This is a genomic window from Streptomyces sp. AN091965 (genome assembly GCF_022698285.1).
Taxonomy (GTDB): Bacteria; Actinomycetota; Actinomycetes; order Streptomycetales; family Streptomycetaceae; genus Streptomyces.
Window position 1 is genome coordinate 4,493,395 of record NZ_JALDMY010000001.1, and the last position, 24,731, is coordinate 4,518,125.

Annotated in this window: 22 protein-coding genes; 13 read left to right on the plus strand and 9 right to left on the minus strand. The window is 73.3% G+C overall.

Annotated features, from left to right (window positions below):
• Positions 1 to 89: 89 nt before the first annotated feature.
• Positions 90 to 731: a pentapeptide repeat-containing protein gene (locus MQV74_RS18785; protein ID WP_242719181.1), complete on the minus strand. Its 642-nt coding sequence runs from the start codon at positions 729 to 731 to the stop codon at positions 90 to 92.
• A 204-nt stretch (positions 732 to 935) separates the two neighbouring features.
• Between MQV74_RS18785 and MQV74_RS18790 the strand changes: the two genes are divergently transcribed.
• Positions 936 to 1,478, plus strand: coding sequence for a Uma2 family endonuclease (locus tag MQV74_RS18790; RefSeq protein ID WP_242719183.1), 543 nt, complete (start codon positions 936 to 938; stop codon positions 1,476 to 1,478).
• A gap of 9 nt (positions 1,479 to 1,487) precedes the next feature.
• Here the strand turns inward: MQV74_RS18790 and MQV74_RS18795 are convergent, their stop codons facing one another.
• A complete protein-coding gene (locus MQV74_RS18795; RefSeq protein WP_242728827.1) occupies positions 1,488 to 2,765 on the minus strand; it encodes an amidohydrolase family protein in 1,278 nt (425 codons plus the stop codon).
• A gap of 1,011 nt (positions 2,766 to 3,776) precedes the next feature.
• Between MQV74_RS18795 and MQV74_RS18800 the strand changes: the two genes are divergently transcribed.
• From MQV74_RS18800 to MQV74_RS18815, 4 genes are all read left to right on the plus strand, one after another.
• Positions 3,777 to 6,728, plus strand: coding sequence for a BTAD domain-containing putative transcriptional regulator (locus MQV74_RS18800; RefSeq protein WP_242719185.1), 2,952 nt, complete (start codon positions 3,777 to 3,779; stop codon positions 6,726 to 6,728).
• Between the two features lie 222 nt (positions 6,729 to 6,950).
• Entirely contained in the window at positions 6,951 to 7,130 is a 180-nt protein-coding gene (locus MQV74_RS18805; protein WP_242719187.1) for a hypothetical protein, read from the plus strand.
• A 181-nt stretch (positions 7,131 to 7,311) separates the two neighbouring features.
• Positions 7,312 to 7,512 carry a hypothetical protein gene (locus tag MQV74_RS18810; protein WP_242719189.1) on the plus strand — a complete coding sequence of 67 codons (201 nt, stop codon included), beginning with the start codon at positions 7,312 to 7,314 and terminating at the stop codon, positions 7,510 to 7,512.
• A gap of 141 nt (positions 7,513 to 7,653) precedes the next feature.
• On the plus strand, positions 7,654 to 8,040 hold the full coding sequence (locus MQV74_RS18815) for a VOC family protein (protein ID WP_242719191.1): 387 nt from the start codon (positions 7,654 to 7,656) through the stop codon (positions 8,038 to 8,040).
• A gap of 31 nt (positions 8,041 to 8,071) precedes the next feature.
• Here MQV74_RS18815 and MQV74_RS18820 read toward each other — a convergent pair whose 3' ends face one another.
• Complete coding sequence (locus tag MQV74_RS18820; protein ID WP_242728829.1) at positions 8,072 to 9,682, minus strand: FadD3 family acyl-CoA ligase; 1,611 nt, start codon at positions 9,680 to 9,682, stop codon at positions 8,072 to 8,074.
• Positions 9,683 to 9,788: 106 nt separating this feature from the next.
• On the opposite strand from MQV74_RS18820, the gene MQV74_RS18825 reads away from it, so the two are divergent.
• The 3 genes from MQV74_RS18825 to MQV74_RS18835 are packed head-to-tail and all read left to right on the plus strand — an operon-like array spanning position 9,789 to position 12,323.
• Positions 9,789 to 11,039 carry a lipid-transfer protein gene (locus MQV74_RS18825; RefSeq protein ID WP_242719193.1) on the plus strand — a complete coding sequence of 417 codons (1,251 nt, stop codon included), beginning with the start codon at positions 9,789 to 9,791 and terminating at the stop codon, positions 11,037 to 11,039.
• A gap of 58 nt (positions 11,040 to 11,097) precedes the next feature.
• Entirely contained in the window at positions 11,098 to 11,529 is a 432-nt protein-coding gene (locus MQV74_RS18830; RefSeq protein ID WP_242728832.1) for a Zn-ribbon domain-containing OB-fold protein, read from the plus strand.
• On the plus strand, positions 11,526 to 12,323 hold the full coding sequence (locus tag MQV74_RS18835; protein ID WP_242719195.1) for an enoyl-CoA hydratase/isomerase family protein: 798 nt from the start codon (positions 11,526 to 11,528) through the stop codon (positions 12,321 to 12,323). The genes MQV74_RS18830 and MQV74_RS18835 overlap by 4 nt, the downstream gene beginning before the upstream one ends.
• Positions 12,324 to 12,338: 15 nt before the next feature.
• Here the strand turns inward: MQV74_RS18835 and MQV74_RS18840 are convergent, their stop codons facing one another.
• The gene (locus tag MQV74_RS18840) at positions 12,339 to 12,761 is read right to left on the minus strand and encodes a MarR family winged helix-turn-helix transcriptional regulator (RefSeq protein ID WP_242719197.1); all 423 of its coding nucleotides are present in this window, start codon (positions 12,759 to 12,761) and stop codon (positions 12,339 to 12,341) included.
• A 311-nt stretch (positions 12,762 to 13,072) separates the two neighbouring features.
• Between MQV74_RS18840 and eno the strand changes: the two genes are divergently transcribed.
• On the plus strand, positions 13,073 to 14,347 hold the full coding sequence (gene eno / locus MQV74_RS18845) for a phosphopyruvate hydratase (protein ID WP_242719199.1): 1,275 nt from the start codon (positions 13,073 to 13,075) through the stop codon (positions 14,345 to 14,347).
• Between the two features lie 22 nt (positions 14,348 to 14,369).
• Here eno and MQV74_RS18850 read toward each other — a convergent pair whose 3' ends face one another.
• Positions 14,370 to 15,467: a DUF1152 domain-containing protein gene (locus tag MQV74_RS18850; RefSeq protein WP_242719201.1), complete on the minus strand. Its 1,098-nt coding sequence runs from the start codon at positions 15,465 to 15,467 to the stop codon at positions 14,370 to 14,372.
• An 80-nt stretch (positions 15,468 to 15,547) separates the two neighbouring features.
• Here MQV74_RS18850 and MQV74_RS18855 point away from each other — a divergent pair, with 80 nt between their 5' ends.
• Both MQV74_RS18855 and MQV74_RS18860 read left to right on the plus strand, forming a co-directional pair.
• Positions 15,548 to 16,288, plus strand: a complete 741-nt coding sequence (locus MQV74_RS18855; RefSeq protein WP_242719203.1) for a GntR family transcriptional regulator — start codon at positions 15,548 to 15,550, stop codon at positions 16,286 to 16,288.
• A 98-nt stretch (positions 16,289 to 16,386) separates the two neighbouring features.
• A complete protein-coding gene (locus tag MQV74_RS18860; protein ID WP_242719205.1) occupies positions 16,387 to 16,830 on the plus strand; it encodes an ATP-binding protein in 444 nt (147 codons plus the stop codon).
• A 181-nt stretch (positions 16,831 to 17,011) separates the two neighbouring features.
• Here the strand turns inward: MQV74_RS18860 and MQV74_RS18865 are convergent, their stop codons facing one another.
• Complete coding sequence (locus MQV74_RS18865; protein WP_242719208.1) at positions 17,012 to 19,486, minus strand: outer membrane protein assembly factor BamB family protein; 2,475 nt, start codon at positions 19,484 to 19,486, stop codon at positions 17,012 to 17,014.
• A 181-nt stretch (positions 19,487 to 19,667) separates the two neighbouring features.
• Positions 19,668 to 20,438, minus strand: a complete 771-nt coding sequence (locus tag MQV74_RS18870; protein ID WP_242719210.1) for a VOC family protein — start codon at positions 20,436 to 20,438, stop codon at positions 19,668 to 19,670.
• 323 nt (positions 20,439 to 20,761) lie between these two features.
• Here MQV74_RS18870 and MQV74_RS18875 point away from each other — a divergent pair, with 323 nt between their 5' ends.
• The gene (locus tag MQV74_RS18875) at positions 20,762 to 21,409 is read left to right on the plus strand and encodes a TetR family transcriptional regulator (protein ID WP_138960308.1); all 648 of its coding nucleotides are present in this window, start codon (positions 20,762 to 20,764) and stop codon (positions 21,407 to 21,409) included.
• A 159-nt stretch (positions 21,410 to 21,568) separates the two neighbouring features.
• Here MQV74_RS18875 and MQV74_RS18880 read toward each other — a convergent pair whose 3' ends face one another.
• Positions 21,569 to 22,063: a nitroreductase/quinone reductase family protein gene (locus MQV74_RS18880; RefSeq protein ID WP_242719212.1), complete on the minus strand. Its 495-nt coding sequence runs from the start codon at positions 22,061 to 22,063 to the stop codon at positions 21,569 to 21,571.
• Positions 22,063 to 23,325, minus strand: coding sequence for an acyl-CoA dehydrogenase family protein (locus MQV74_RS18885; RefSeq protein WP_242719214.1), 1,263 nt, complete (start codon positions 23,323 to 23,325; stop codon positions 22,063 to 22,065). Before MQV74_RS18885 ends, MQV74_RS18880 begins: the two co-directional genes overlap by 1 nt.
• 168 nt (positions 23,326 to 23,493) lie before the next feature.
• On the opposite strand from MQV74_RS18885, the gene MQV74_RS18890 reads away from it, so the two are divergent.
• Positions 23,494 to 24,678 carry a thiolase C-terminal domain-containing protein gene (locus MQV74_RS18890; protein WP_242719216.1) on the plus strand — a complete coding sequence of 395 codons (1,185 nt, stop codon included), beginning with the start codon at positions 23,494 to 23,496 and terminating at the stop codon, positions 24,676 to 24,678.
• Positions 24,679 to 24,731 lie beyond the last annotated feature (53 nt).

Sequence of the window (24,731 nt, forward strand, 5' to 3'; positions counted from 1 at the left end):
CCGCTCCGACGGCCCACATCGTCTTACCTGACGATCCATCAGACAAGGGTCACGGGCTCCCGGCCCGCCCGGCCCCGGCCCGCTCCGGCTCAGCCCACCTCGAAGCCGAGCGCCCCGGCGATCACCCCCGCCTGGTCCAGGTCGACCTTCGTGCCCCCGATCGCCACGGTCAGCGGGTCGAGGGACGACAGCTCGCTGCCGCGCAGGTCGGCGCCCATGAGCTGGGTGCTGTGCAGCTGCGCGCCCGACAGGTCGCAGCAGGTCACGGCGGCCTCCTCAAGGCGGGCCGCCGTGAGGTCCACCTCCCGCATCCGCACCCCGTCGAACACGGCCTTGCGCAGATCGGCGCCCGGCAGCGCGACGAACGACCAGTCCCCGCCGCGCACCTCGAAGACCGTGAACGTGCACTGCTGGAAGAGGCTGCCCACCGCCTTGCACTGCTCGAAGCGGGTGTCGAAGAACACGCAGCGCTTGAAGGTGCAGTTGGTGAAGGCCGCCGAGGTGAACCGCGCCGCGTTGAACTTCACTCCGGCGAAGGTGCACCCGTCGAACACGGCCCCCTCGGCGACCGCCTCCGTCAGATCCGTGTCGAAGAACGTGAAGCGCTCGTACTCCTCCCCCGACAGGTCCCTTCCGTACCAGTCCCCGCGCCGCACCACCCGCTCCGCGTCCGGCACGGGCGGCTCGTGCGAGAAGGGATCGACATTGGCCCGCTCACGTTTGATCGCCATGCCTCCGATTGAAACCCGGGGCACTGACAATGGCCCGGGCGACGGCGGGCGGCCGCCCCCGCCCCTCCCCAAGAGCCCGGAACCCGGCCGACCACCCCATGTCACTCAGGGCGAGATCGCGACTACCCCAGGCGCGCGCACGCTGCCCCGCTAGGCTGGAACACGCGGGAGATCCAGCCAGTCAGGGACGGAAGGACGATGGTGATGACAGTTCTCGACCGCCTCTGGCGAGACGTGGAAGCGCAGACCAACATCGAGGGCTTTGTCGTCGAGATCATCGACGGAAAGGTGATCATGACCCCGCAGAGCCCGGCACAGTCGAACACGATCCTCAACGTGGTCATGCAGGCCCACACCATCCTGCGGGGCGCCCCCATCGTCTTCGATGTAGGCATCGACTTCCCCGGCGAGACGTCGACAGCTCCCGACATCACCATCCTTGATGAGGACGCCGAGCCCCGCGGCAAGCGCTACATCTGCCAGGACGTGATCGCCGCCATCGAGGTCGTCTCCACGGAGTCCGACGACAACGACTACGTCACCAAGGTCGCGAAGTACAGCCGCTTCGGCATCGAGACGTACCTCATCCTCGACCCGTTCAAGAAGCTGTGCACACTGTACGAAGGCTCCGGCGCCACCGGCTACCGCAAGAAGACCGAGTACCCCTATGGGGCGACCGTCGACCTCGCCCTCTCCGACGGCCGGAAGTTCTCGCTGGACACCAGCGGGTTCCCCGTGGAGGACTGAGAAGCCCGCTCAGGCCCCTGGCCCCGGCCACAGGCCGTCGGGGGTGAGGCCGAGGAGGTCGATGGCGTTGCCGCGCACGATCCGCTCCACGACGTCCGGAGCCAGGTGTTCCATCTGGGCCTCGCCGACCTCGCGGGACTTCGGCCAGGTGGAGTCCGAGTGCGGGTAGTCGGTCTCGTACAGGACGTTCCCGACGCCGATCGCGTCGAGGTTCCGCAGCCCGAAGGCGTCGTCGAAGAAGCAGCCGTGGACGTGCTCGGCGAACAGCTCGGAGGGGGGCCTGCGGACCTTGTCGGCGACCCCGCCCCAGGCCCGGTTCTCCTCCCACACCACGTCCGCGCGCTCCATGATGTACGGGATCCAGCCGACCTGCCCCTCGGCGTACATGACCCGCAGGCGCGGGAAGCGCTCGAACTTGCCGCTCATCAGCCAGTCGACCATCGAGAAGCAACAGTTCGCGAACGTGATGGTGGAGCCGACGGCGGGCGGTGCGTCGGCCGACGTCGAGGGCATCTTGCTGGACGACCCGATGTGCATGGCGACGACCGTGCCGGTCTCGTCGCAGGCCGCGAGGAACGGGTCCCAGTAGTCGGTGTGGATCGAGGGAAGCCCCAGGTGGGGCGGTATCTCCGAGAACGCCACGGCCCGCACGCCGCGGGCCGCGTTGCGCCGCACCTCGGCCGCCGCGAGCTCCGCGTCCCACAGCGGGACCAGGGTGAGCGGTATCAGCCGACCTTGCGCGGCGGGCCCGCACCACTCCTCCACCATCCAGTCGTTATACGCGCGCACACAGTGAAGACCCAGGTCACGATCCGCGGCCTCGGTGAACGTCTGGCCGCAGAAGCGCGGGAACGTGGGGAAGCACAGACCGGACTGGACGTGGTTGACGTCCATGTCGGCGAGGCGCTCCGGGACGCTGTGGGAGCCCGGGCGCATCTGCTCGTAGGTGATGACTTCCAGCTTGATCTCGTCGCGCGCGTAGCCGACGGCCGTGTCGAGGCGGGTCAGGGGCCGGTGCAGGTCCTCGTACACCCACCAGTCCCCGATGGGGCCTTCGTCCCCCTTCGCCCCCATCACCGGGGCGAACTTACCGCCCAAGAACGACATTTCCTTCAGGGGGGCGCGGACGATGCGCGGGCCCCGGTCGCGGTACTTCTCCGGCAGCCGGTCCCGCCAGACGTGCGGGGGCTCCACCGTGTGGTCGTCCACCGAGATGATCCGGGGGAACGGGGGCCTGGTGACGGCGGTGCCCTGGGCGCTCTCCGCAGTGTTCTCCACGGTCTCCATGCCGCCCACGGTAGCGCGCATCTGACGATCCGTCAGTTGTCTGAAACCGGTCACTGGTGCGATGACCCTGTGAGAGCCGTCTCGCACGGCTGACGCATTCGCCCTCGACAAGGCAAACTGTGCACCGCAGTACGTCGTGCGGGCTGGGCAGACCCGTATCGGGCACAGCAGGCAGGAACCGGGCACAGCCGGGCACAGTTGGGCGTATTTGATCAGACACAGACAACTGCGTGCGGCAGGGCAGCAGGGGGAGCGATGGACGGTCTACCGCGAGTTCCGGAGCAGCGGCGTCCGGCGGCGGGAAGCGCTTCGCTTGGCGCGGGCCAGGAGCCGGACCCCGGCACGGCCCCGGCCGGGCCCCCACCTGCCCCGGCCCACGGCCCGGCCCCCACCCCGGACAACGACGGCCCGGCCCCTGCCCCTGCCCCTGCCCCTGCCCCGACCTCAGGCCGAACCGCACGCGGCGGCCGCCGCAAGAGGGGCCTGGCGGCGGGTGCCGTGGGGACGGCGGGCGCGGCGGGTGCCGCAGGCACGGTGGGGGCCCCGGGCATCCCGGCTGCCGCAGGCACGGCGGGCGCCCCCGAGACGGCGGGTGCCGCAGGGGCGGCGAGTGCCCCGGGCACGGCGGGGGCCGCGGGCACCCCGGCTGCCGCAGGCACGGCGACTGCCGCGGATACGGCGGGCGCCCCGCGCTCAGCAGACGCCGCAGGCACAGCGGCTGCCGCAGGCACAGCAAGCGCCGCAGGCACAGCGGCTGCCGCAGGCACAGCAAGCGCCGCAGGCACAGCGGCTGCCGCAGGCACAGCAGACGCCGCAGGCACGGCGAGCGCCGCAGGCACGGCGGCTGCCGCAGGCACGGCGGCTGCCGCAGGCACAGCAAGCGCCGCAGGCACAGCAGACGCCGCAGGCACAGCAAGCGCCGCAGGCACAGCAGACGCCGCAGGCACAGCAAGCGCCGCAGGCACGGCGGCTGCCGCAGGCGCGGCGGGGGCAGGTGCGGCAGGGGCCGGTGTGGACCGCGGCTTGGGTGGGGCCGAGGGGGGCGTTCAGCCAACCGCACGGTTCAGCGTGCTGGGGCCCGTGCGGGCCTGGCTCGGGGAGCAGCAGCTGTCCACCGGATCGCCGCAGCAGCGCGCGCTGCTCGCCGCCCTGTTGCTGCGCGACGGCCGCACGGCCACCGCGTCCGAACTCATCGACGCCATCTGGGGCGAGGAGCCCCCGTCACAGGCCCTCGCCGCCATCCGCACCTACGCGTCGCGGCTGCGCAAGGTCCTGCCGCCCGGCGCCCTGGTCAGCGAGTCCGGCGGCTACGCCGTCCGCGCCGCCGAGGGCGCGCTCGACCTCGCCGAGGCCGGAACCCTGTGGACCGCGGCCGAACGGGCCCGCGCCCAGGGCGACCTGTGCGAGGCCCGCAGCCTCGTCAACCAGGCCCTGTCCCGCTGGGACGGCGAGCCCCTCGCGAACGTGCCGGGCCCCTACGCCGACGCCCAGCGCACCCGCCTGGAGGAGTGGCGCCTGCAACTCGTCGAGGCCCGCCTCGACATGGACCTCGAACAGGGCTGCCACGCCGAGTCCGTCTCCGAACTCACCGCCCTCACCGCCGCGCACCCGCTGCGCGAGCGCCTGCGCGAACTCCTGATGCTGGCCCTCTACCGCTCCGGCCGCCAGGCCGAGGCTCTCGCCGTCTACGCGGACACCCGCCGCCTGCTCGCCGACGAGCTCGGCGTCGACCCGCGCCCCGGCCTCCAGGAGCTCCAGCAGCGCATCCTCACCGCCGACCCGGCCCTGGCCGAACCCTCGGCCCCCGCCGCCGAACCGTCCGCAGGGGTCATCCGGCCCGCGCAGCTTCCAGCCACCGTGCAGGACTTCACCGGCCGCGTCTCCTTCGTCAAGGAGCTGAGCGACATCCTCTCCACGGCCGAAGGCCGCGTGATGGCGGTGTCCGCCCTCGCCGGCATCGGCGGCGTCGGCAAGACCACCCTCGCCGTGCACGTCGCGCACGCCGCGCGCCCGCACTTCCCCGACGGCCAGCTGTACGTCGACCTCCAGGGCGCGGGCCCCAGAGTGGCCGAGCCCGAGACGGTCCTCGGCGCCTTCCTGCGCGCCCTCGGCACGGCCGACCCCGACATCCCGGACACCCTGGAGGAGCGGGCCGCCCTGTTCCGCTCCGTCCTGGACGGCCGCCGCGTCCTCGTCCTGCTCGACAACGCCCGCGACGCCGCCCAGGTCCGCCCGCTGCTTCCCGGCACGGAGGGCTGCGCCGCCCTGGTCACCTCCCGCACCCGCATGGTGGACCTGGCCGGGGCCCACCTCGTCGACCTGGACGTGATGTCCCCCGACGAGGCGCTCCAGCTGTTCACGAAGATCGTCGGCGAGGAGCGCGTGGCCTCCGAGCGCGATGCGGCCCTCGACGTGGTCGCCGCCTGCGGCTTCCTGCCCCTGGCCATCCGCATCGCGGCCTCCCGGCTCGCCGCCCGCCGCACCTGGACCGTCTCCACCCTGGCCGCGAAGCTGGCCGACGAGCGCCGCCGCCTCGACGAGCTCCAGGCGGGCGACCTCGCCGTCGAGGCCACCTTCGAGCTCGGCTACGGCCAGCTGGAGCCCGTCCAGGCCCGCGCCTTCCGCCTCCTCGGCCTCGCCGACGGCCCCGACATCTCCCTCACGGCCGCCGCGGCGATGCTCGGCCTCGCGCCCGAGGACACCGAGGACCTCCTGGAGTCCCTGGTCGACACCTCGCTCCTGGAGTCCGCGGCCCCCGGCCGCTACCGCTACCACGACCTCGTCCGCCTCTACGCCCGCGCCTGCGCCGAACGCGACGAACTCCCGCCCAGCGAACGCGAGGCAGCCCTCTCCCGGCTCCTCGACTTCTACCTGGCCTCGGCGGCCCGGGTGTACGCGATCGAGCGTCCCGGTGACCGGACAGTGGATCACCTGGAGTCCGTCGACCACCCCGTACGGGGCTTCGAGGACGACAGCAGGGCCCTGGACTGGCTGCACGCGGAGGCGGCCTGCATCCTGGCGTGCGTCCAGCAGTCCCTGGGCCGGGCCGGGCTGCGGCGCGCGGTGGACCTGCTGCTCGCGGCCAAGGACCTGGCGGAGTCGGGGGCGAGCTCGCACCGCTTCGAGCTGGTGACCCGCGCGGCCCGTGACGCCGCGCACGCCTCGGCGGACCCGCACGCCGAGGGCCGGGCCCGGGTGACCCTCGGCCAGGTCCTCAACAAGCTGGGGGCCTTCGAGCAGGCCGCCGTGGAGCTGCAGCGCGCCGCGGACCTCGCCGAGACGACCGGTGACCCCTGGACGCGGGGCAACGCGGCGAACGAACTGGCCATCGCCATCGGCTGCATGAACCAGCACGCGGGCAGCGAGCCGCACGTGCTCCAGACCATCGAGACGCACGTCCTGCGCGCCATCGAGGCCTTCCGGCTCGACGGCAACCGCCACGGCGAGGCCAGCTCCCTGTGCAACTGGTCCCGCGTCCTCGCCATGATGGGGCGCACCGAGCAGTCCATCGAGCTCGCCCGCCAGGGCGTGGCCCTCTACGACGAGCTCGGCATCAGCTTCCGGGTCGCCAACGCCCGGTACGCGCTGGGGATCGGCCTCAACCAGGCCGGCCGGCACGCGGAGGCGCTCGTCCAGCTCACCGACGCCCAGCGGACCTTCGCGGAGAACCGCCAGCGGCTGTGGGAGGGCACGGCGCACTACCGCATCGCCCAGATCCACCTGGCGGCCCGCCACCCCGCCCAGGCCGCGAAACACGCCGAGCAGGCCCTCGCCACCGGCTGCGTCGGCGGCGACTGGATGCGGGCCAACGTCCTGACCGTGCTCGGCAAGGCGCTCGACGGCCTCGGCCAGATCGACCGGGCCCGGGCCTGCTGGAACAAGGCCCTGGCCCTGCACGAGCAGACGGGTGCGCCGGAGGCGGACGAGGTGCGTGTCCTGCTGCGTCCGGTAGCGGCCGCATAGGGCCTTCTCCGCACCGCACAGGGCCGTCTTCGAGCACGTTCATCGAACGTTTATGACGGGCTGCCACTCTTATTTCAACGATCCGTCGCGTCGGGGGGCAGACGGGTCGCGTGGGCCCCACAGCTATCGTGAGCGGCCCTGGACCGCCCGCTCGGCGACCCTCGGGGGAGTTGCCGAGCGGGCGGTCTAGTCCCGGAGCCCCGCACCAAGCTGGAGTCACACATGAGCGACAGCAAGAAGAAGAAAGTCCTCAAGCCCATGGGGGACGGGCACATGCCCGCACCGCCTGAGGACGGACCGATAGTCCCGACCGGCGATGGTCACATGCCCGTCCCTCCCAAGGGCGGAGCGACCACCAAGGGTGACGGCCACATGCCGGCGCCGCCTGGGAAGGACGCCTGAGACTTTCATCCTGACGGGGATCGGCCGCGGCGGCGCGGAGGGGGAGCCGCCGCGGCCGAGGCGTTTCCGGAGTGGCCTGATTGCGCCAACTCGGCAAGATTCAACGGCATTTGTTCGAATATAGGGCTTATGTACGGCTAGAGTCAGTTGTGGAAAGTCTGTCCCCCTCCAAGGAGTTGGAATGACTCGCACCAGAAAGATCCTCGTCACCCTGGCCGTGGTCGCCGCGGCCTCCGCGGGAGCCTCGACGACGGCCTTCGCCGACAGCCACGCCCCGGCAGCGCCGCTCGGGGACGGCCACACTCCGGTCACCCCGCAGGGCGACGGGCACTTCCCGGCACCGCCCGGTGACGGCCAGATGCCGACCCCGCCGAGGAGCTGAGCGCACCCGGGGCCGAGCCGCCCGCTCGGCCCCGGAGCCGTTCGAGGCACGGAGTCGTACGGGTTCCGGAGCCGTTCGGACCCCGGCGCCCGGGCCGGAAATCGGTGGACAGGCCCGGCCGCGTGTCGCATAGTCCGCCGCATGACGACACTGGTGCGCCACATCACGTTCGACTGTCGCGACGCCCACGCGCTCGGCACCTTCTGGGCCGGGGTGCTCGGCGGGTCGCTCGCCGAGGACGACGCCCCCGGGGACCCGGAGGCCCTGGTCAGGACGCCCGAGGGGACGGACCTGCTCTTCGTCGCCGTACCGGACGCCAAGACCGTGAAGAACCGCGTGCACCTCGACCTCCAACCGCAGGAGCGGTCCCGCGACGAGGAGGTGGAGCGGGTCCTGAAGCTGGGGGCCACACTCGTCGCAGACCACCGCAGGCCCGACGGCAGAGGCTGGGTGACCCTGGCCGACATCGAGGGCAACGAGTTCTGCGTGGAGCGCAGCGCGGCCGAGCGGGCCGCGACCGACGGCTGAGCCGCCCGGCCGCGCCCCGGCCACGGCTCGGCTAGCCGCTCACGCCGCGCCGGCGCAGCTCGCCCTTCAGGACCTTGCCGCTCGCGTTGCGGGGCAGGTCCGGCACGAACTCCACCTCGCGCGGGACCTTGTAGTTCGCCATCTCGCGCCGCGACCAGGCGATCACGTCGTCGGCGGTGAGCGTCGTGCCGGGGCGGCGCACCACGTACGCCTTGCCGACCTCGCCCAGGCGCGCGTCAGCGACCCCGATCACGGCGACGTCGGACACGTCGGGGTGGACACCGAGGAGCTGCTCTATCTCGGCGGGGTAGGCGTTGAAGCCGCCGACGATGAACATGTCCTTGATCCGGTCCGTGATGCGGAGGTTGCCGTCCTCGTCGAGGACGCCCACGTCGCCGGTCCGCAGCCAGCCGTCGCCGGTCAGGACCTTCTTGGTCTCGGACGGGTCCTCGTAGTAGCCGCTCATCACGTGGTGGCCCCGGACCAGCACCTCGCCGGGGCTGCCCGGCGGCAGCGTCTCCCCCGCCACCGACACGACTCGCACCTCGGTGCCGGGTATCGCGCGGCCGGACGTGGTCGCGACGACCTCCTCCGGGTCGCCCCTGCGGCACATCGTGACGATGCCGCTGGCCTCGGAGAGCCCGTACGCGGTGAGGACCGTGGAGATGCCCAGCTCGGTGCGGAGCCGCTCCACCAGGCGCAGCGGCACGACCGCGGCGCCCGTCACCACGAGCCGGAGCGCGGACAGGTCGTGGGTGTCCCGGGCCGGGTGGTCCAGGAGCGCCTGGTGCAGGGTGGGCGGTCCGGGCAGCACCGTGACGCCCTCGCCGACGACGTTCGCGAGGACGGTGTCCACGTCGAACACCGGCTGCGGGACCATCGTGGCGCCCCGCATCAGACAGGCGATGATCCCGGCCTTGTAGCCGAAGGTGTGGAAGAAGGGGTTCACGATCAAGTAGCGGTCGCCCTCGCGGAGTCCCGCGAGGTCGCTCCAGATCTCGTAGCAGCGCAGCGTCTGCGCGTGGGTGATCACCGCGCCCTTGGGGCGGCCCGTCGTGCCCGAGGTGTAGACGATGTCCGAGGGCCAGGTGCCCTCGACCGCGTCCGCGCGGGCCCGCACCTCGGCGTCCGGCACCGCGTCGCCGCCCGCGAGGAAGTCCTTCCAGGTGCGGAAGTCGGCGGGGGCGTCGTCGGCGAGCACGACCACCTCCTCCAGGTGCGGCAGGCCGGGCAGCGGTCCGTCGCCGGACCCGTCACCGGCCGCGCGCCGGAGCGCCGCGACGTACGACGTGCCGAGGAACGTGCCGGTGACGAAGAGCAGCCGGGCGCGCGAACGGCGCAGGACGTACGCCGCCTCCGTGCCCTTGAAGCGGGTGTTGATCGGCACGAGCACGGCGCCCGCGCTGACCGCGCCGAGGGCCGACACGATCCAGTCGAGGGTGTTCGGCGCCCAGACGGCGACGCGGTCCCCGGCCCGCACCCCGCGCGCCAGACACGCGGCGGCGGCCCGCTCGACGCGCTCGCCGAGCTCCTCGTACGTCACCCGCGTACGGCCCTCGACGACCGCCTCCCGGTCACCGAAGCGCCGCACCGCCGCCCGGACCAGGCCCGGGACACTGCCCCACTCCAGGTCACCGCGCATCCTCACCCATCCCCCTCCGCCACGTAGCTGACTATCCGTCAGATTAGCTGTAGCCTGGCGCGCTGTCAGCAGCGTGGTGCACCGCTCGGCGTGTGGAGGTACCCGGATGACTTCCCCCAGAAAACCACGGGCAACCGATGGTTCAACAGGACCCGCGGCGGCGGACAGGGCCACACGGCCCGCGGGGCGCGCCAGAAGGCCCGGGGGGACCGCCTCGCTCAAGGACGCCACGGCGATCGCCGGCATCGGGCAGACCGCCTTCGCCCGGCAACTCCCCGAGAGCGAGAAGGCCTTGGCCTGCCGCGCGATCCTCGCCGCGCTCGCCGACGCGGGCATCGCCCCCGCCGAGGTCGACGCCTTCGCCTCGTACACCATGGAGGAGACCGACGAGGTGGAGGTGGCCAAGGCCATCGGCGCCGGGGACGTGACCTTCTTCAGCAAGGCGGGCTACGGCGGCGGCGGTTCCTGCGCCACGCTCGCCCACCTCGCCGCCGCGATCACCACGGGCCAGGCCACGGTCGGCGTCGCCTGGCGCTCCCGCAAGCGCGGCAGCGGCCCGAGGCCGTGGAAGAACACCGCCGTCCAGCTCCCCACCCCCGCCCAGTGGACCCGGCCCTTCGGGCTGCTTCGTCCTGTCGACGAGATAGCGATGCTCACCCGCCGCTATATGCACGAGTACGGCGCGAGCCGCGACCACCTCTTCAACGTGGCCCTGGCCTGCAGGAATCGAGCCAACCAGAATCCGGCCGCGATCATGTACGAGCGTCCGCTCACACGTGACATGTATATGACCTCCCGCTGGATCAGCGAGCCGCTCTGCCTCTTCGACAACTGCCTGGAGACCGACGGCGCGCTGGCCTGCGTCCTCGTCTCCGCCGCCCGCGCCCGCGACTGCCGCCACCGGCCCGTGTACGTCCACTCCGTCGCCCAGGGACTGCCCGCCCAGCACCACGGCATGGTCAACTACTGGAACGACGACCCGCTCTCCGGGCCCGCCTGGACCGCCGCCCGACACCTGTGGAAACACGCGGACTTCGGCCCCGAGGACGTCGACGTCGCCCAGATCTACGACGCGTTCACGCCCCTCATCCCGCTCTCCCTGGAGGGCTACGGCTTCTGCGACCGGGGCGAGGGCGGCGCGTTCACCGAGGGCGGCGCCCTGGAGATCGGCGGCCGCCTCCCCCTCAACACGGCGGGCGGCGGCCTCAGCGAGGCGTACGTACACGGCTTCAACCTGATCACCGAAGGCGTGCGGCAGCTGCGCGGCGCGGGCACGGCACAGGTGCCCGGAGCGGAGACGTGCCTGGTCACGGCGGGCGAGGGCGTACCGACGTCGGCGGTCCTGCTACGGAACTGAAGCTCGGCCGCCGCGCGTTCGCGCGGCCCACGGAGGAGCTGATCGAGCCATGAACGAACTGCTGACCCCCGTCGTCGACGACGACGGCGCCCCCTTCTGGGAGTACGCGGCCCGCGGCGAGCTGCGCGTACAGGCCTGCGCGGCGGACGGCTGCGGCGCGCTCCGCTTCCCGCCGCGCCCCTGCTGTCCGCACTGCGGGTCCTTCGCCACCGACTGGCGCCGGATGAGCGGCAAGGGCCGGATCTGGTCGTACGTCGTCCCGCACCCGCCGCTCCTGCCCGCCTACGCCGCCCTCGCCCCGTACCACCCGGTCGTCGTGGAGCTGGCCGAGGCCCCGCGCATCCGGCTCGTCGGCAACCTCGTCGCGCGGGCGGGGGCCTCCCTGGACTCCGTGGCGCCCGGCCGCCCCCGCGTCGGGGCCCGGGTCCAGGTGGTCTTCGCCGACCAGGGCGGCGTCGTCGTGCCGCGCTGGGTCCTGGAGCGGCCGTGACGGGCGCCGGGCTCCGGGTCGAGCGGGACGAGGAGACCGGTGTGGCCGTCCTGACCCTGGACCGGCCCGAGCGGCACAACGCGATCGACCTGCCCCTGGCCGCCGGACTCACCGCGGCCTGGCGGGAGTTCCGCCACGACGACGCGGTGCGGGCCGTGGTCCTCACCGGCGCGGGCGACCGGGCGTTCTGCACCGGCGTCGACCGGTCGGCCGAGGTGCCCCAGCCCTCCTCGCCGTACTCCCTCGACGACCCGCTCCTCACGGTCGGACCCAAGGCCAACGACCTGTGGAAACCGGTGCTCGCCGCCGTCAACGGCATGGCCTGCGGCGGGGCGTTCTACCTGCTCGGCGAGGCGGAGTTCGCCCTCGCCGCCGAGCACGCGACGTTCTTCGATCCGCACACGACGTACGGGATGGTCAGCGCGTACGAGACCGTGCACATGGCCCAGCGGATGCCGTTCGGGGAGGTGGCGCGGACGGCCCTGATGGGGACGGCCGAGCGGATGTCCGCGCGGCGGGCCTACGAGGTGGGGCTCGTCTCCGAGCTGTGCCCCGGCGACGGGCTCCTGCCCGCGGCGCTCCGGGCGGCGGCGACCATCGCCTCCTACCCCACCGAGTCCGTCCAGGGCACGGTCCGGGCCCTGTGGGCCACGAAGGAGGCGGCCCGCGCGCCGGCCCTCGCGCAGGCGCCGCACCTCATCGCCCTGGGCAACGCGCCGCCCGCGCGACAGGCGGCGCTCTTCGCCGCCCGGGCCCGGGGCGGGAGCGGGGGCGGGGGGCACCGCCTGCGGTAGGTCCGCGGGCAGGTCCTAGTGGGCCGCGAGCCTCTCCACGAGGCCGATCCCCCGGGCCAGCAGCTTCCGCTCCTCCGGCGTCAGCTCCGCCTCGATCGCCCGGGCGAGCCAGTCCGCCCTGCGCCCCCGCTCCTCCTCAAGGAGCTCCCGCCCCGCGGCGGACAGCTCGACCAGGCTCTTGCGCCCGTCGGTCGGATGCGCCCTGCGCGTGATCAGCCCCTGTTCCATGAGCAGCCCCACGGCCCGGGCCATGGACTGCGGGCGCACCCGCTGATCGGCCGCCAGCTCACTGGTCGTCATCGCACCGCTGCGGTCGAGGGCACCGAGGACGGCCACCTGGCCGTGCGGCATCTGGTCCTCGAGCTTCACGCGCCGCGTGAGCTTTCCCATCGCGGTACGCAGTTCTGCGGCGACGGCGGCGGATTCCGGAAGGGGCATACCGAACTTTAACGCAGCGGTGCTGTTCAGCAGGGCTGCGCGGGGCGCTGGGGAGCGGGCCTGACCGGCGCGGCTGGAGCGCGAGCCTGACCGGCGCGGCTGGAGCGCGAGCCTGACCGGCGTGGCTGAGCGGCAGGTCTGCGCAGCTCATCTGAACAGTCACCCTGCTCAGCTCAGCTGAGCAGCGGTGCTGAACAGGTAAACTGAACAGCACAACTGCACAGCACTGCTGTAGAGTGCGGTGCGCCGGGTCCGCGCCACCGTCGCCGCAGCCGAACCCCGGCCACGCATGCGACAACGGGAGGACTCCCATGACCGCCATCACCTCCGTCACCGGCCGCCGCGTCCTCGACAGCAGGGGCAACCCCACCGTCGAAGTGGACGTGGAGCTCGCGGACGGATCCCTCGGCCGGGCCGCGGTCCCCTCCGGCGCCTCCACCGGCGCCCGCGAGGCCGTCGAGCTGCGCGACGGCGACCCGGCCCGCTGGCACGGCAAGGGCGTCGACCAGGCGGTACGCCACGTCAACACGGAGCTCGCCGCCGCCGTCCTCGGCCGCGAGGCAGAGGACCAGGCCGGCCTCGACACCGCCCTCGTCGCCACGGACGGCACCCCCGCCAAGTCCCGGCTCGGCGCCAACGCGCTCCTCGGGGTCTCCCTGGCCACCGCCAAGGCCGCGGCAGCCGCCCACCGCCTGCCGCTCTACCGCTACCTCGGCGGCTCCGACGCCCGCCTCCTGCCCGTACCGATGATGAACATCGTCAACGGCGGCGCGCACGCCGACAACCCCCTGGACTTCCAGGAGTTCATGATCGCTCCGATCGGCGCGGAGAGCTTCGCCGAGGCCGTGCGCATGGGGTCCGAGATCTTCCACACCCTGCGCCGCGACCTCCTCGCCGCCGGGCACTCCACGGGCGTGGGCGACGAGGGCGGCTTCGCCCCGGCCCTGCGCACCGCCGAGGAGGCCCTCGACTTCGTCGTCGCCGCCGTCGAGCGCACCGGGTACCGGCCGGGCACGGACATCGGCCTCGTCATGGACCCGGCCTCCTCCGAGTTCTTCCGCGACGGCGTCTACGACTACGCCGGGGAGGGCGTGCGGCGCACCCCCGCCGAACACGCGGACCACCTGGTCAAGTTGATCGACTCCTACCCCGTCGTGTCGATCGAGGACCCGATGGCCGAGGACGACCTGGAGGGGTGGCGGGACCTGACCGCGCGCGTCGGGGCGCGCTGCCAGCTCACCGGCGACGACGTCTTCTGCACCAACGAGACCCTCCTGCGCGAGGGCATCGCCACCGGCGTCGCCAACTCCGTCCTCGTGAAGGTCAACCAGATCGGCACCCTCACCGAGTCCCTGGCCACCGTCTCCGCCGCCCACCGGGCGGGCTACACCGTCGTCATGTCCCACCGCTCGGGAGAGACGGAGGACACGACGATCGCGGATCTGGCGGTGGCGACGGGGTGCGGCCAGATCAAGACCGGGTCCCTCTCCCGCTCCGACCGCACCGCCAAGTACAACCAACTCATCCGCATCGAGGAGGAACTGGGCCCCACCGCCCAGTACGCCGCCCACTCCCTCCGCCGATAGCTCTGCCTGCGCTTGCTGCAACTCACTCGTCTTGCAGCTTCCACACCGTTGCAGGGAGGGGACTGGCGCGCGTGGCGTTGAGTCGGGCGAGGTGCTGGAGTGCTTCACCGGTGAGACCCAGCGCCTCGGTGAGGCGGCGGACGGTTGCGTGTGTGGCTCCTCGGGTACGGGCGGCTTGTTCGAAACCGTTGATCTGAGCCAGTAGGTCACGCGGGGCGGCAACGGCAGGCTGTTGCCGGCTCAGTCGTTGGGCCTTGGTTCGTTCGTAGTCGATCTCGGAGGTGCCGCAGACGGTGCGGCAGTGCTCCTCCGCCTCGTCGAGGGTGGTGGTGGCGGCGATGGCCCGGGCGAGGCGGTTGCCGGAGAACGCGGTGGCCAGGTCGACTCGGTGGACCGTGGGGCCTTCGGCGGTGAGAGGGACGGGGAGTCCGGCGTCACGGACCTCGCACAGGCCCCGGGCGCCCAGGGCCGTGGCGGCGAGGAGGGCTGTCGCTTCGGACGGGTGCCAGTTGAGGATCGGCGTGATGGCCCGTACGTGCTCGGGGGTGAGCGTGGCGGTCAGGGGGCCGAGGCGGGGGCGGAGGGTGTCTGCGGACAGTTCGCCGTCCAGGCCCGGGCCTGCGACCAGGAGGCGGATGTCGGCGGCCGCATCGGCGCGGATGCAGGCGGCGAGGGTGAGGGCGTCGGCCAGGGGGCTGCGCAGGGTGGGTTCGTCGCCGTGAGCCAGGATGTCGCCGCCGACGTCCAAGAGGTCGATGGTATGCGGGGTGAAATGGGCAGTGAGTTCGTCGAGTTGGCGGGTGATGCCTGTCGCTCCGGCGTAGGGGTCGACGAGGGCGAAGGCGTGCGGGAGTTCGGCGGCCAGGCGGGGCAGGGTCGCCGCGTGCGGCGGCTTCGGGGTCGCGGTGCCGGGGACTGCCCAGACGTGCGGCGTGAGTTGGCGCAGGCCGGTGAAGTCGGCCGGGGCGCGTGGGCCCGGGACCGGGTCGACGATCAGGCGGTCCCAGGAGTAGGTGAGGATCAGGGCCGGTTCGTCATCGGCCGCGTACAGAGCCGCGTGCAGCATCGCTGCGGCCACCGCGTCACCGCCGCCTCCTGCTGCCACGATGAGTCGCTTCACGAGGGCAGCGTAGAGGGACCGCTCGGTCCTGCCCACCTATAGTGGCCCGTGGTATTAGCCAGTTGACGAGGGGATGTCGCGTGCCCGAGATCGCTGAAGCTCTGCCCAAGTATCTGCAGATCGCGCAGTACATCCGCGATCAGATCCTGCGCGGCGATCTGCAGCCCGGTGACGAGGTGCCCTCCGAGAGGCAGTTGGCCGCGGACTGGAACGTGTCCCGGCCGACGTCGGCCCGCGCGCTGGAGGCGCTGCGGCATCAAGGGCTGGTCGAGAAGCGGCAGGGCTCGGGGACGTACGTACGCGATCAGCAGGTGCACCGGCGCGCCCGCGAGCGGTACGGGCGAGCCCGGCAGACCGGGCGGATCTACGGTCCGGGCGAGTACGCGGTCATCGCGTCCGCCGGGTACGCCGAGGCGCCCGAGCACGTGGCGGAAGCACTCCAACTGGGCAGGGGCCGCAGGGCGATCCAGCGACGCAGGGTGACCAACTCCGGGGAGCAGCCCGTCGAGGTGTCCACGTCGTGGTTCCCGGCCGAGTTGGGGCGCCGCGCGCCCGGGCTCCTGGAACCCGAGCGGATCCGCCAGGGCACGGTCCTGTACGTCGAGGAAGCGACCGGACGCCGCGGCAGCTACGGCGAGGACCGGGTCTGCGCCCGGCTGGCCAGTGAGGAAGAAGCCGCTGAGCTGAGGCTTGAACTGCCCGCCGCCGTCCTCGTCGTCCATCACGTCGTGTACGACCTGCAGGACCGGCCGCTGGAGTTCGCCGAGGCCGTGTACCCGCCAGGGCGCTGGGCGTTCGAGCAGGGTTACCCGTTGGGGTGAGTCATGGGCGCGGCTTCCGCCGAAGCGCTTGCCGCCCAAAGTGGCCAATGCCACTATCCGGTAAGTGGCTAAGGCCATTTACCGGAAGGGGAAGCGCAATGACGCGCACCTACGGCACCTTTCACGACGGCCCCGCCCCCGAACCCCTCGGCGGCATGACCCTCTACCCCGTCCCGGAGTCGGTGGGCCACGCACGCCGCTGGTTCCGCAAGTTCACCGACCCGCACCAGCTCGCATGCTCCGTGGACGACTGCTTACTCATGATCTCGGAGCTGGTCACCAACGCCATCCTCTACGGGAAGGCCGACGAGCCCTGGCACGTGCGCGTCCGCTGGTACCGCGTGAGCGAAGCGCTGCGCGTCGAGGTGCACAACCCCGGCTGCCCCGCCCACATCCGCTTGCGCACGCCCGAAGCCACCGAAGCCCACGGCCGCGGACTGCTCCTCGTCGACGGACTGGCCGACGAATGGTGGGCCGGTCCGAGCCAGCAGGGCGGCACGGTCGTCGCGTTCGTCATGCACCGCGCCTTCGAGCCTGGCTGAGGAGCTGCTGAAGAGCGTTGAGTCACCGCCGCTACTGGCGCAGGCATGCGTGGGAACTGCCAGGCACTCGCGGCCCAGGGCCTGTACGAGGCGGCGCCGGGCGGGCTTCGGCCCCGCCGAGGTGGGGGCGGGTGGGTGGGACCGCGCCGGGCGGGCGCAGCGCGAGGCTTCGGGCCGGGGGTCAGCGGGCTGTGGCTGTGCCTCGTTCCGCGTCGAGCGCGTACACGCAGCGGTCCTTGCTGCACGCGTACACCACCCCGTCCCGCACCACGGGCGCCCCCGTGATCTCGCCACCGGTGGCGAGCTTCCAGCGGAGGCGGCCGTCGTCGGCCTTGAGGGTGTAGAGGAGGTGGTCGGTGGCGCCGAAGTGGATGCGGCGGTCGGCGACCACGGGCGAGCCGACGACCTCGCCGCCCGCCTGGAAGCGCCACTTGGGCGTGCCGGTGACGGCGTCGAGGGTGTAGAGGCCCTTGCCGCTGCCGACGTGCACGTGGCCGTCCGCGACCAGGACGGGCTCGACGGAGGAGCGGGACTCGGTCGCGATGCGCCAGCGGTCGCGGCCGTCCGTGGCGTCGAGGGCGTAGACCGTGCCCAGGTAGTCGGCGAGGTAGACGCCGCCGCCGGTGACGGCGGGCCCGGGCGCGAAGGCGGGCGGGGAGAGGAACGCGGCGGGCGCCTCGAAGTGCCAGCGGACGTGCCCGGCCGCGACGTCCAGGGCGAGGACGCGGGTGCCCGCAGCCACGTACACGAAGCCGTCGGCGGCCTGGGTCACGCGGACGGGCACGCCGCCGCAGGACGCGGCGTCGCCGATGGGGTAGGACCAGCGCTCGATGCCGCTGCGGGCGTCGACGGCGCGGAGCCGGGCGTCCTTCCAGACGTACACCGTGCCGTCGCGGATGACGGGCGCGGCCTCAGGTGTCTCGAACTCGGTCTGGGCGCCGGTGATCTCCCAGAGCTTCTCGCCGTTGGCGGCCTCCCAGCCCTGGACGCCGCCGCCGCGCGTGGCGGTGACGACGGTGCCCCGGTCGGCCTGGAGGGCGTACACCCAGGCGTCGGTCGACAGGCGCCACAGGTCGGAGCCGTCGGAGCCGTCGAGGGCGTAGAGGGTGGGGCCGTCGGAGGCGTGGATGCGGCCGTCGGCCACGGCCATGGACCAGGCGACGTCGCGGGTCTTGAAGCTGCGCCGCCCGGTGCCCACGTCGAGGGCGTGGACCTCGAAGGAGGTGACGTACACGAGGTTCCCGGCGACGGCGGGGGTGCCCCACACGTCGTTGGACATGCGGAACCGCCAGGGCCGCCAGGAGCCGCCCGCGGCGGCCCCGGCTCCGGTGGGCGCGGCGGCGGGCGCGGTGCCGTTGGCGCGCGGCTGCGCCGGGGCGGGCGTACCGGAGCGCGACCAGGACCCGGCGAGCCCGGAGGGCGGCGGCACGACGGCGGCGCGGGCCTCGGCGACCCGGGGCCCGGGCCCGATCGGCACCTGGGCGCCCGCGAGCCGCACGGGCCCGGCGTCGGGCACGCCCCCGTGGAGGCCGGACGCACCCCCACGCGCACCCCCGTGGAAGTCCGGCGCGCCCCCGTGGAAGGGGGCGTGGGAGGCCGCGTGCGAGGGCGTGGAGGGCGCCGCCTGGGAGGGGGCGTGCGCGGGCATGGCGGGCGCCTGCCGCGGCGGGGGCGGCAGGGACACGGGCGCGGACGCGGCCCCGGCGCGGCTGTTGCGCCCGGCGGAGCCGGTGCCGGCGGCGGCGCGCGCGGGCGGGCGCCCGCCCCGCCGGGCCTCGATGAGGGCCACGGCCCGCTCGGGCAGCCAGGCGGACGCGGTGCCGCTGTCGTCGGAGCTCTCGGAGGCGAAGAGGTGCGGGGCGAGCTGGGCCTGCAGGTCGTTCGGGGTGGGCCGCAGGGCGGCCTCCATCTGCATGCAGGACTCGATGAGCGGCCGCAGCTCGTCGGGCAGGCCCTCCAGGTCGGGGCCCTCGCGCAGGAGCATGAAGACGGTCTCGACGGGGTTGGCGCCGTGGAACGGCGCGTGCCCGGTGGCGGCGAAGACGAGGGTGGAGCCGAGCGAGAAGACGTCGCTGGCGCCGGTGACGCTGCGGGAGTCCTTCGCCTGCTCGGGCGACATGTAGGCGGGGGTACCGACCGCGACGTTCGTCATGGTCAGACGGGTGTTGGAGACGCCGGACGCGATGCCGAAGTCGATGACGCGCGGGCCGTCCTCGACGACGAGGACGTTGGACGGCTTCAGGTCGCGGTGCACGAGGCCCGCGCCGTGGATGGACTCCAGGGCCTCGGCGACCCCGGCGGCGAGCCAGCGCACGGCCTGGGTGGGCAGCGGCCCGTGCTCGTTCACTATCTCCTCGAGCGAGGGCGCGGGCACGTACGCCGTGGCGAGCCAGGGCACCGCGGCGCGCGGGTCGGCGTCCACGACCGCGGCCGTGTAGAAGCCGGAGACGGCGCGTGCGGCCTCCACCTCGCGCGTGAAGCGGACCCGGAACAGCTGGTCCTCGGCGAGCTCCGTCCGCACCGTCTTGATCGCCACGCGGCGCCCGGACGCGGAGCGCGCGAGATACACGAGCCCCATGCCGCCGGCGCCGAGCCGCCCCAGGACCTCGAACGGGCCGATCCGCCGCGGATCGTGCTGCGTCAGCTGGTCCACCACTTGCCTGCCACCTCCCCGTACCCGGCCACCGTCGAAGGGCGGCCTCGTGCAGCGTCTCACCACCGAGCCGCTCGGGCGGCACGCACCCTGATTCTTCCTGTCCCGGGCGATGGTTGCGAACCCGGGGCAACATCGGGATGTTTCCGCACAAAAGCCGCATAACGGGACCTGATGGGGGACTTCAGTCCTGGAGGATGCCGAATGCCGCCCCTTGGTTGTCGACGAGGACGGCCACCCTTCCGTACGGGATGTCGTACGGCTCGGTCCGCACCCGTCCGCCGAGGTGGCGCGCCGCGGCGGCGGTCGCGTCGCAGTCGGCCACGGCGAAGTAGCTGAGGAAGTGCGCGGGCATCTCGGCGGGCACCGCGCCGGACATCACGGCACGGCCCCCCACCGCGGTGTCGGGCCCGGCCTCGGCGCCCTCGGGCGACCAGGTGCGGAACTCCTCGCCGCCGATCTCGACGTCGTGGCCGCCGTAGCCGAAGACGGCCTCGTAGAAGGGGTCCACGACGCTCTTGTCGCGTACGTGCACCTCGGTCCAGCAGTAGGCGCCCGGCTTCCGCAGCGCGCCGAAGCCCCGGTGCTCCCCGGCCTGCCAGAGGCCGAAGACCGCGCCCTCGGGGTCGGTCACGAGCCCCATCGTGCCGTAGGCGCCCACCGGGACCGGCTCCGTGATCACCTGTCCGCCCGCGGCCGTGACCCGGGCGGCGGCCGTGGCGGCGTCGGGCGTCGCCAGATAGACCGTCCAGGTGGTCGGCATGCGGCCGTCCGGCTTGGGGGCGAGCGCGGCGACGGGTTCGCCGTCGAGCAGCGCCTGGGCGTAGCGCCCGTGCTCGGGGCCCGCGCCGGAGTCGAAGGTCCACCCGAAGAGCTCACCGTAGAAGCGCTTGCCGCCCTCCACGTCGGGCAGCATCGCGTCCACCCAGCAGGGGACGCCTTCCGCGAAGTCCATGGAACCGTTTCCTCAGCTCTCGCCCGTCGACAGCCCTTGCCCGTCGGCTGTTGCCCGTCGGCTGTTGTTCGTCGGCTGTCGCTTGTCGGCGCACGGGGAAGGCCTTCCTATGGCCTCCGTCACAGTCAAGCTAACCCCCGGTCCGGCACCGCGCAGCCCGCAAAATCGAACACATGGCCAATTCTTTTCGGACGGCGCGCACCACCGCCCCCGGGCGCCCTCCGGCGCACTCCGGTCCCCCTCCAGCGCCCCTGTGCCACCGCTCCAACCCCATTTGCACTCGGTCGAATCGCGCTCCGATCACCCCTCGGTAAGCTGACGGCATGACAGGACAGGTACGAACCGTCGACGGCCGAGTGGCCGGTCGACGTGGTCAGGCGACACGTCAGAAACTGCTCGACTGCCTGAGCGAGATGCTCAGCTCCTCGCCCTACCGCGACGTGAAGGTCATCGACGTCGCCCGGAAGGCGGGCACTTCACCGGCGACGTTCTACCAGTACTTCCCGGACGTCGAAGGCGCCGTCCTGGAGATCGCCGAGCAAATGGCCACCGAGGGCGCGGAGTTGACCCACCTCCTGGAGGGCCGCTCCTGGGTCGGCAAGGCGGGCTGGCAGACGTCGCAGGACCTCGTCGACGGCTTCCTCGACTTCTGGCGGAAGAACGACGCGATCCTCCGGGTCGTCGACCTGGGCGCCGCCGAGGGCGACAAGCGCTTCTACAAGATCCGGATGAAGATCCTGAACTCGGTGAACAACTCCCTTGCGGACACCGTCAAGGAGCTCCAGTCCAAGGGCAAGGTCGACAAGGACGTGAGCCCTGCGGCCCTTGCCGGTTCGCTGGTCGCGATGCTCGCCGCGGTCGCCTCCCACCAGCGCGGCTTCCAGACCTGGGGCGTCAAACAAGCCGAACTGAAGCCGAACCTCGCCGCGTTGGTCCACATGGGCGTCACCGGCAAGAAGCCCACGAAGTAGCGGCGGCAGCCCCGAACAGTCCTGTCACCCCGGCGCGGCCCCCGGGCCGCGCCCGACGGGGCTGCGCCCCTTTCTTTCCGTTCCCCCCTTCTCTCCTCTTTTGCGGCCGCTTCCCGGTTCGCCCTCAGGCGCCGGGCCGGTCCGCTCCCCGGTTCACCCTCAGGCGCCGGGCCGGTCCCCGTCCCGCCGTTCCAGGCGGAAGACCCGTATCTCCCGGTCCACCCGTTCCTGGTACGCCGCGTACGGCGGCCAGAACTCCAGGGCCGCGGACCACGCACGGGCCCGCTCGTCGCCCGTGAGCAGCCGGGCCCGCACCGGTACGTCCCGGCCGCGCCAGCTGATCTCGGCGTCCGGGTGGGCCAGCAGGTTCGCGGTCCACGCGGGATGCGCGGCCCGGCCGAAGTTGGAGCCGACCAGGAGCCAACTCCCGTCCCGCCGCGGCAGACAGGCCAGCGGCGTCCGCCGCGCAAGGCCGCTCCGCGCGCCCCGCGCCGTGAGCACGAGTCCGGGCAGCATGCGCGCGCTGAGCAGCACCCTTCCCCGTGTGAGCCGGTGCACCGCGCGGTCGGCGGCGGGCACCACGTGCGGGGCGATCCGGGCGAAGGCGCGGGTCGCCGACACCTTCCGTACGAGCCGGACGCCGGGCCCGGCCATCAGACCGCCGCCTCCTCGGCCGCGGCGGCCCGCTCCACCCGAACGGGCGCCCGTCCGGCGTCGGGGTGGAGCGCGAACAGTCCGGCGCTTTCGGCGGCGTGCGCCCGCAGCCGGTGCGCGGGGCCGAAGAGCAGCTCGTCGCCCGACGCCCGTTTGAAGAACAGGTGCGCGTCGTGTTCCCAGGTGAAGCCGGTGCCGCCGTGCAGCTGGACGGCCTCGGCCGCCGCCGTCCGCAGCGCGTCGAGGGCGCAGGCGAGCGCGAGGCCCGCGCCGGGCTCGGCGGGGGCCGCGTCCTCGCGGTCCCGCGGGCCCGCCGCCCAGGCCGCGTAGTACGCCGCCGACCGCGCCGCGCACACCCGCACGTACACGTCCGCGAGGCGGTGCTTCACCGCCTGGAACGACCCGATCGGGCGGCCGAACTGCTCGCGCTCCCGGACGTGGCCGAGGGTGCGCGCGAGGGCCTCGTCCGCGGCGCCGACGGCCTCGGCGGCGAGCACGGCGGCGGCCCGCTCCCCCACGTCCGCGAGGGCCGGGAGCACCTCGGCGCCCTCGCCGTCGCCGAGCAACTCCGCCCGCACGTCGCGCAGTTCGACGCGGGCCTGAGCGCGCGTCTCGTCCAGGGTGGTCCGCCGGGTGCGGACGAGCCCGGGGGCGTCGTCCCGTACGAGGAACAGCAGGGTCCGCGAGCGGGCGAAGCCGCCCGTGTGCGCGGCGACGAGCAGCAGTCCCGCGCTGTGTCCGTCGAGGACCTGGTCGGCCTGGCCGTAGAGGCGCCAGGCCCCGGTGGCGGCGGTGGCCTGGACGCCGCCCGCGCGCCCGCCGCCCGCCCAGTCGCCACCGTTGCCGCCGGTGAGGCCGAGCGCGGTGCCGAGCGCGGCCCCGGGCACCGCGAGGGCGGCCGTAAGACCGCCCGAGGCGATGCGGGGCAGGAGCGCCGCGCGCTGGCGCGCGGTACCGAGGCGGAGCAGCAGCGGCGCGGCAAGCGCGGCCGTGGCGAACAGCGGGGAGGGAGCGAGGGCCCGGCCCAGCTCCTCCCCGGCGAGGGCGAGTTCGACGGGCCCGCACCCGACGCCCCCGTACTCCTCGGGCAGCGCGAGCCCGGGAAGCCCGAGCCGCCCGGCGAGGGCCTCCCAGAGCGCGGCGTCGTACCCGGCGGGGGTGCGCACGGCGGCGCGGAGGCCCTCGGCGGCCCGGCGCTTGGTGAGCACCTCACGCACGGCGCGGCGGATCTCGTCCTGCTCCACGGTGCAGGCGGCGTCCATCGGCGGGCTCCTCCCCGGGCGGCACACCCGTATCTGACGAACCGTCATGTACGGCGACGGGCCGACATGCTAGGACCGCGCGGGGCAGATGCCCAGGCCCGCGACGCCCGGAAGCCCCGCGAAAGGACGCCCTCCCGCCCGCCGCAGATCTGATATACCGTCAGATTCATGTCGAGCCCCTCGCGCACAGGTACCAGGAAGGTCGCCGTCGTAGGGGTCGCCCTCGCCGACTGCGGCCGCCTGGACGACGTCACGCCCCACGCCCTGCACGCCCAGGCCGCGCGCCGGGCACTCGCCGACGCCGGGCTCGGCAGGGACGCCGTGGACGGGCTCGCCTCCGCGGGCCTCGGCACCCTCGCGCCCGTCGAGGTCGCGGAGTACCTGGGCCTGCGCCCGCGCTGGGTGGACTCCACCGCCGTGGGCGGCGCCACCTGGGAGGTGATGGCCGCGCACGCGGCGGACGCGATCGCCGCGGGACACGCGAACGCGGTCCTGCTCGTGTACGGCTCCACGGCACGCGCGGACGTCAGGGCGGGCCGCCGCACCGGCGACCTGTCCTTCGGGGCGCGCGGCCCGCTCCAGTTCGAGGTCCCGTACGGGCACTCGCTGATCGCCAAGTACGCGATGGCAGCCCGGCGCCATCTGCACGAGTACGGCACCACGCTCGAACAGCTGGCGTCCGTGGCGGTGCAGGCGCGGGCCAACGCGGCGACGAACCCGGAGGCGATGTTCCGGGAGCCGATCACGGTCGACGACGTGCTCGGCGGGCCCGTGATCGCCGACCCGTTCACCAAGCTGCACTGCTGTCTGCGCTCCGACGGGGGCTGCGCGGTCCTGCTCGCGGCCGAGGACCTCGTGCGCGACTGCGCGCCCCGGCCCGTCTGGGTCCTCGGCACCGGCGAGCACGTGTCGCACACCACCATGTCCGAGTGGCGGGACTTCACCGTCTCCCCCGCGGCCGTGAGCGGGCGCCTCGCGTTCGAGCGGGCCGGGGTGCGGCCCGCGGACATCGACGTGGCGCAGATCTACGACGCCTTCACCTACATGACCCTGGTGACGCTTGAGGACCTGGGGTTCTGCGCCAAGGGCGAGGGCGGCGCCTTCGTGGAGAAGGGCCGGCTGCTGCGGGACGGCGAGCTGCCGACCAACACGGACGGCGGCGGGCTCTCCGCCCAGCACCCCGGCATGCGGGGCCTGTTCCTGCTCGTGGAGGCGGTACGGCAGCTGCGCGGCGACGCGGGCGAGGGCCGCCAGGTCCACCGCGCGGACGGCAGCCTCCCGGAACTGGCGGTGGCCTCCGGCACGGGCGGCTGGTTCTGCTCATCGGGCACGGTGGTGCTCGCCCGCGACTGAGACGGAACGGGAGCACCCCGCACGGAAGCGCCCCGAAGGGGCGCGGGGCCGTG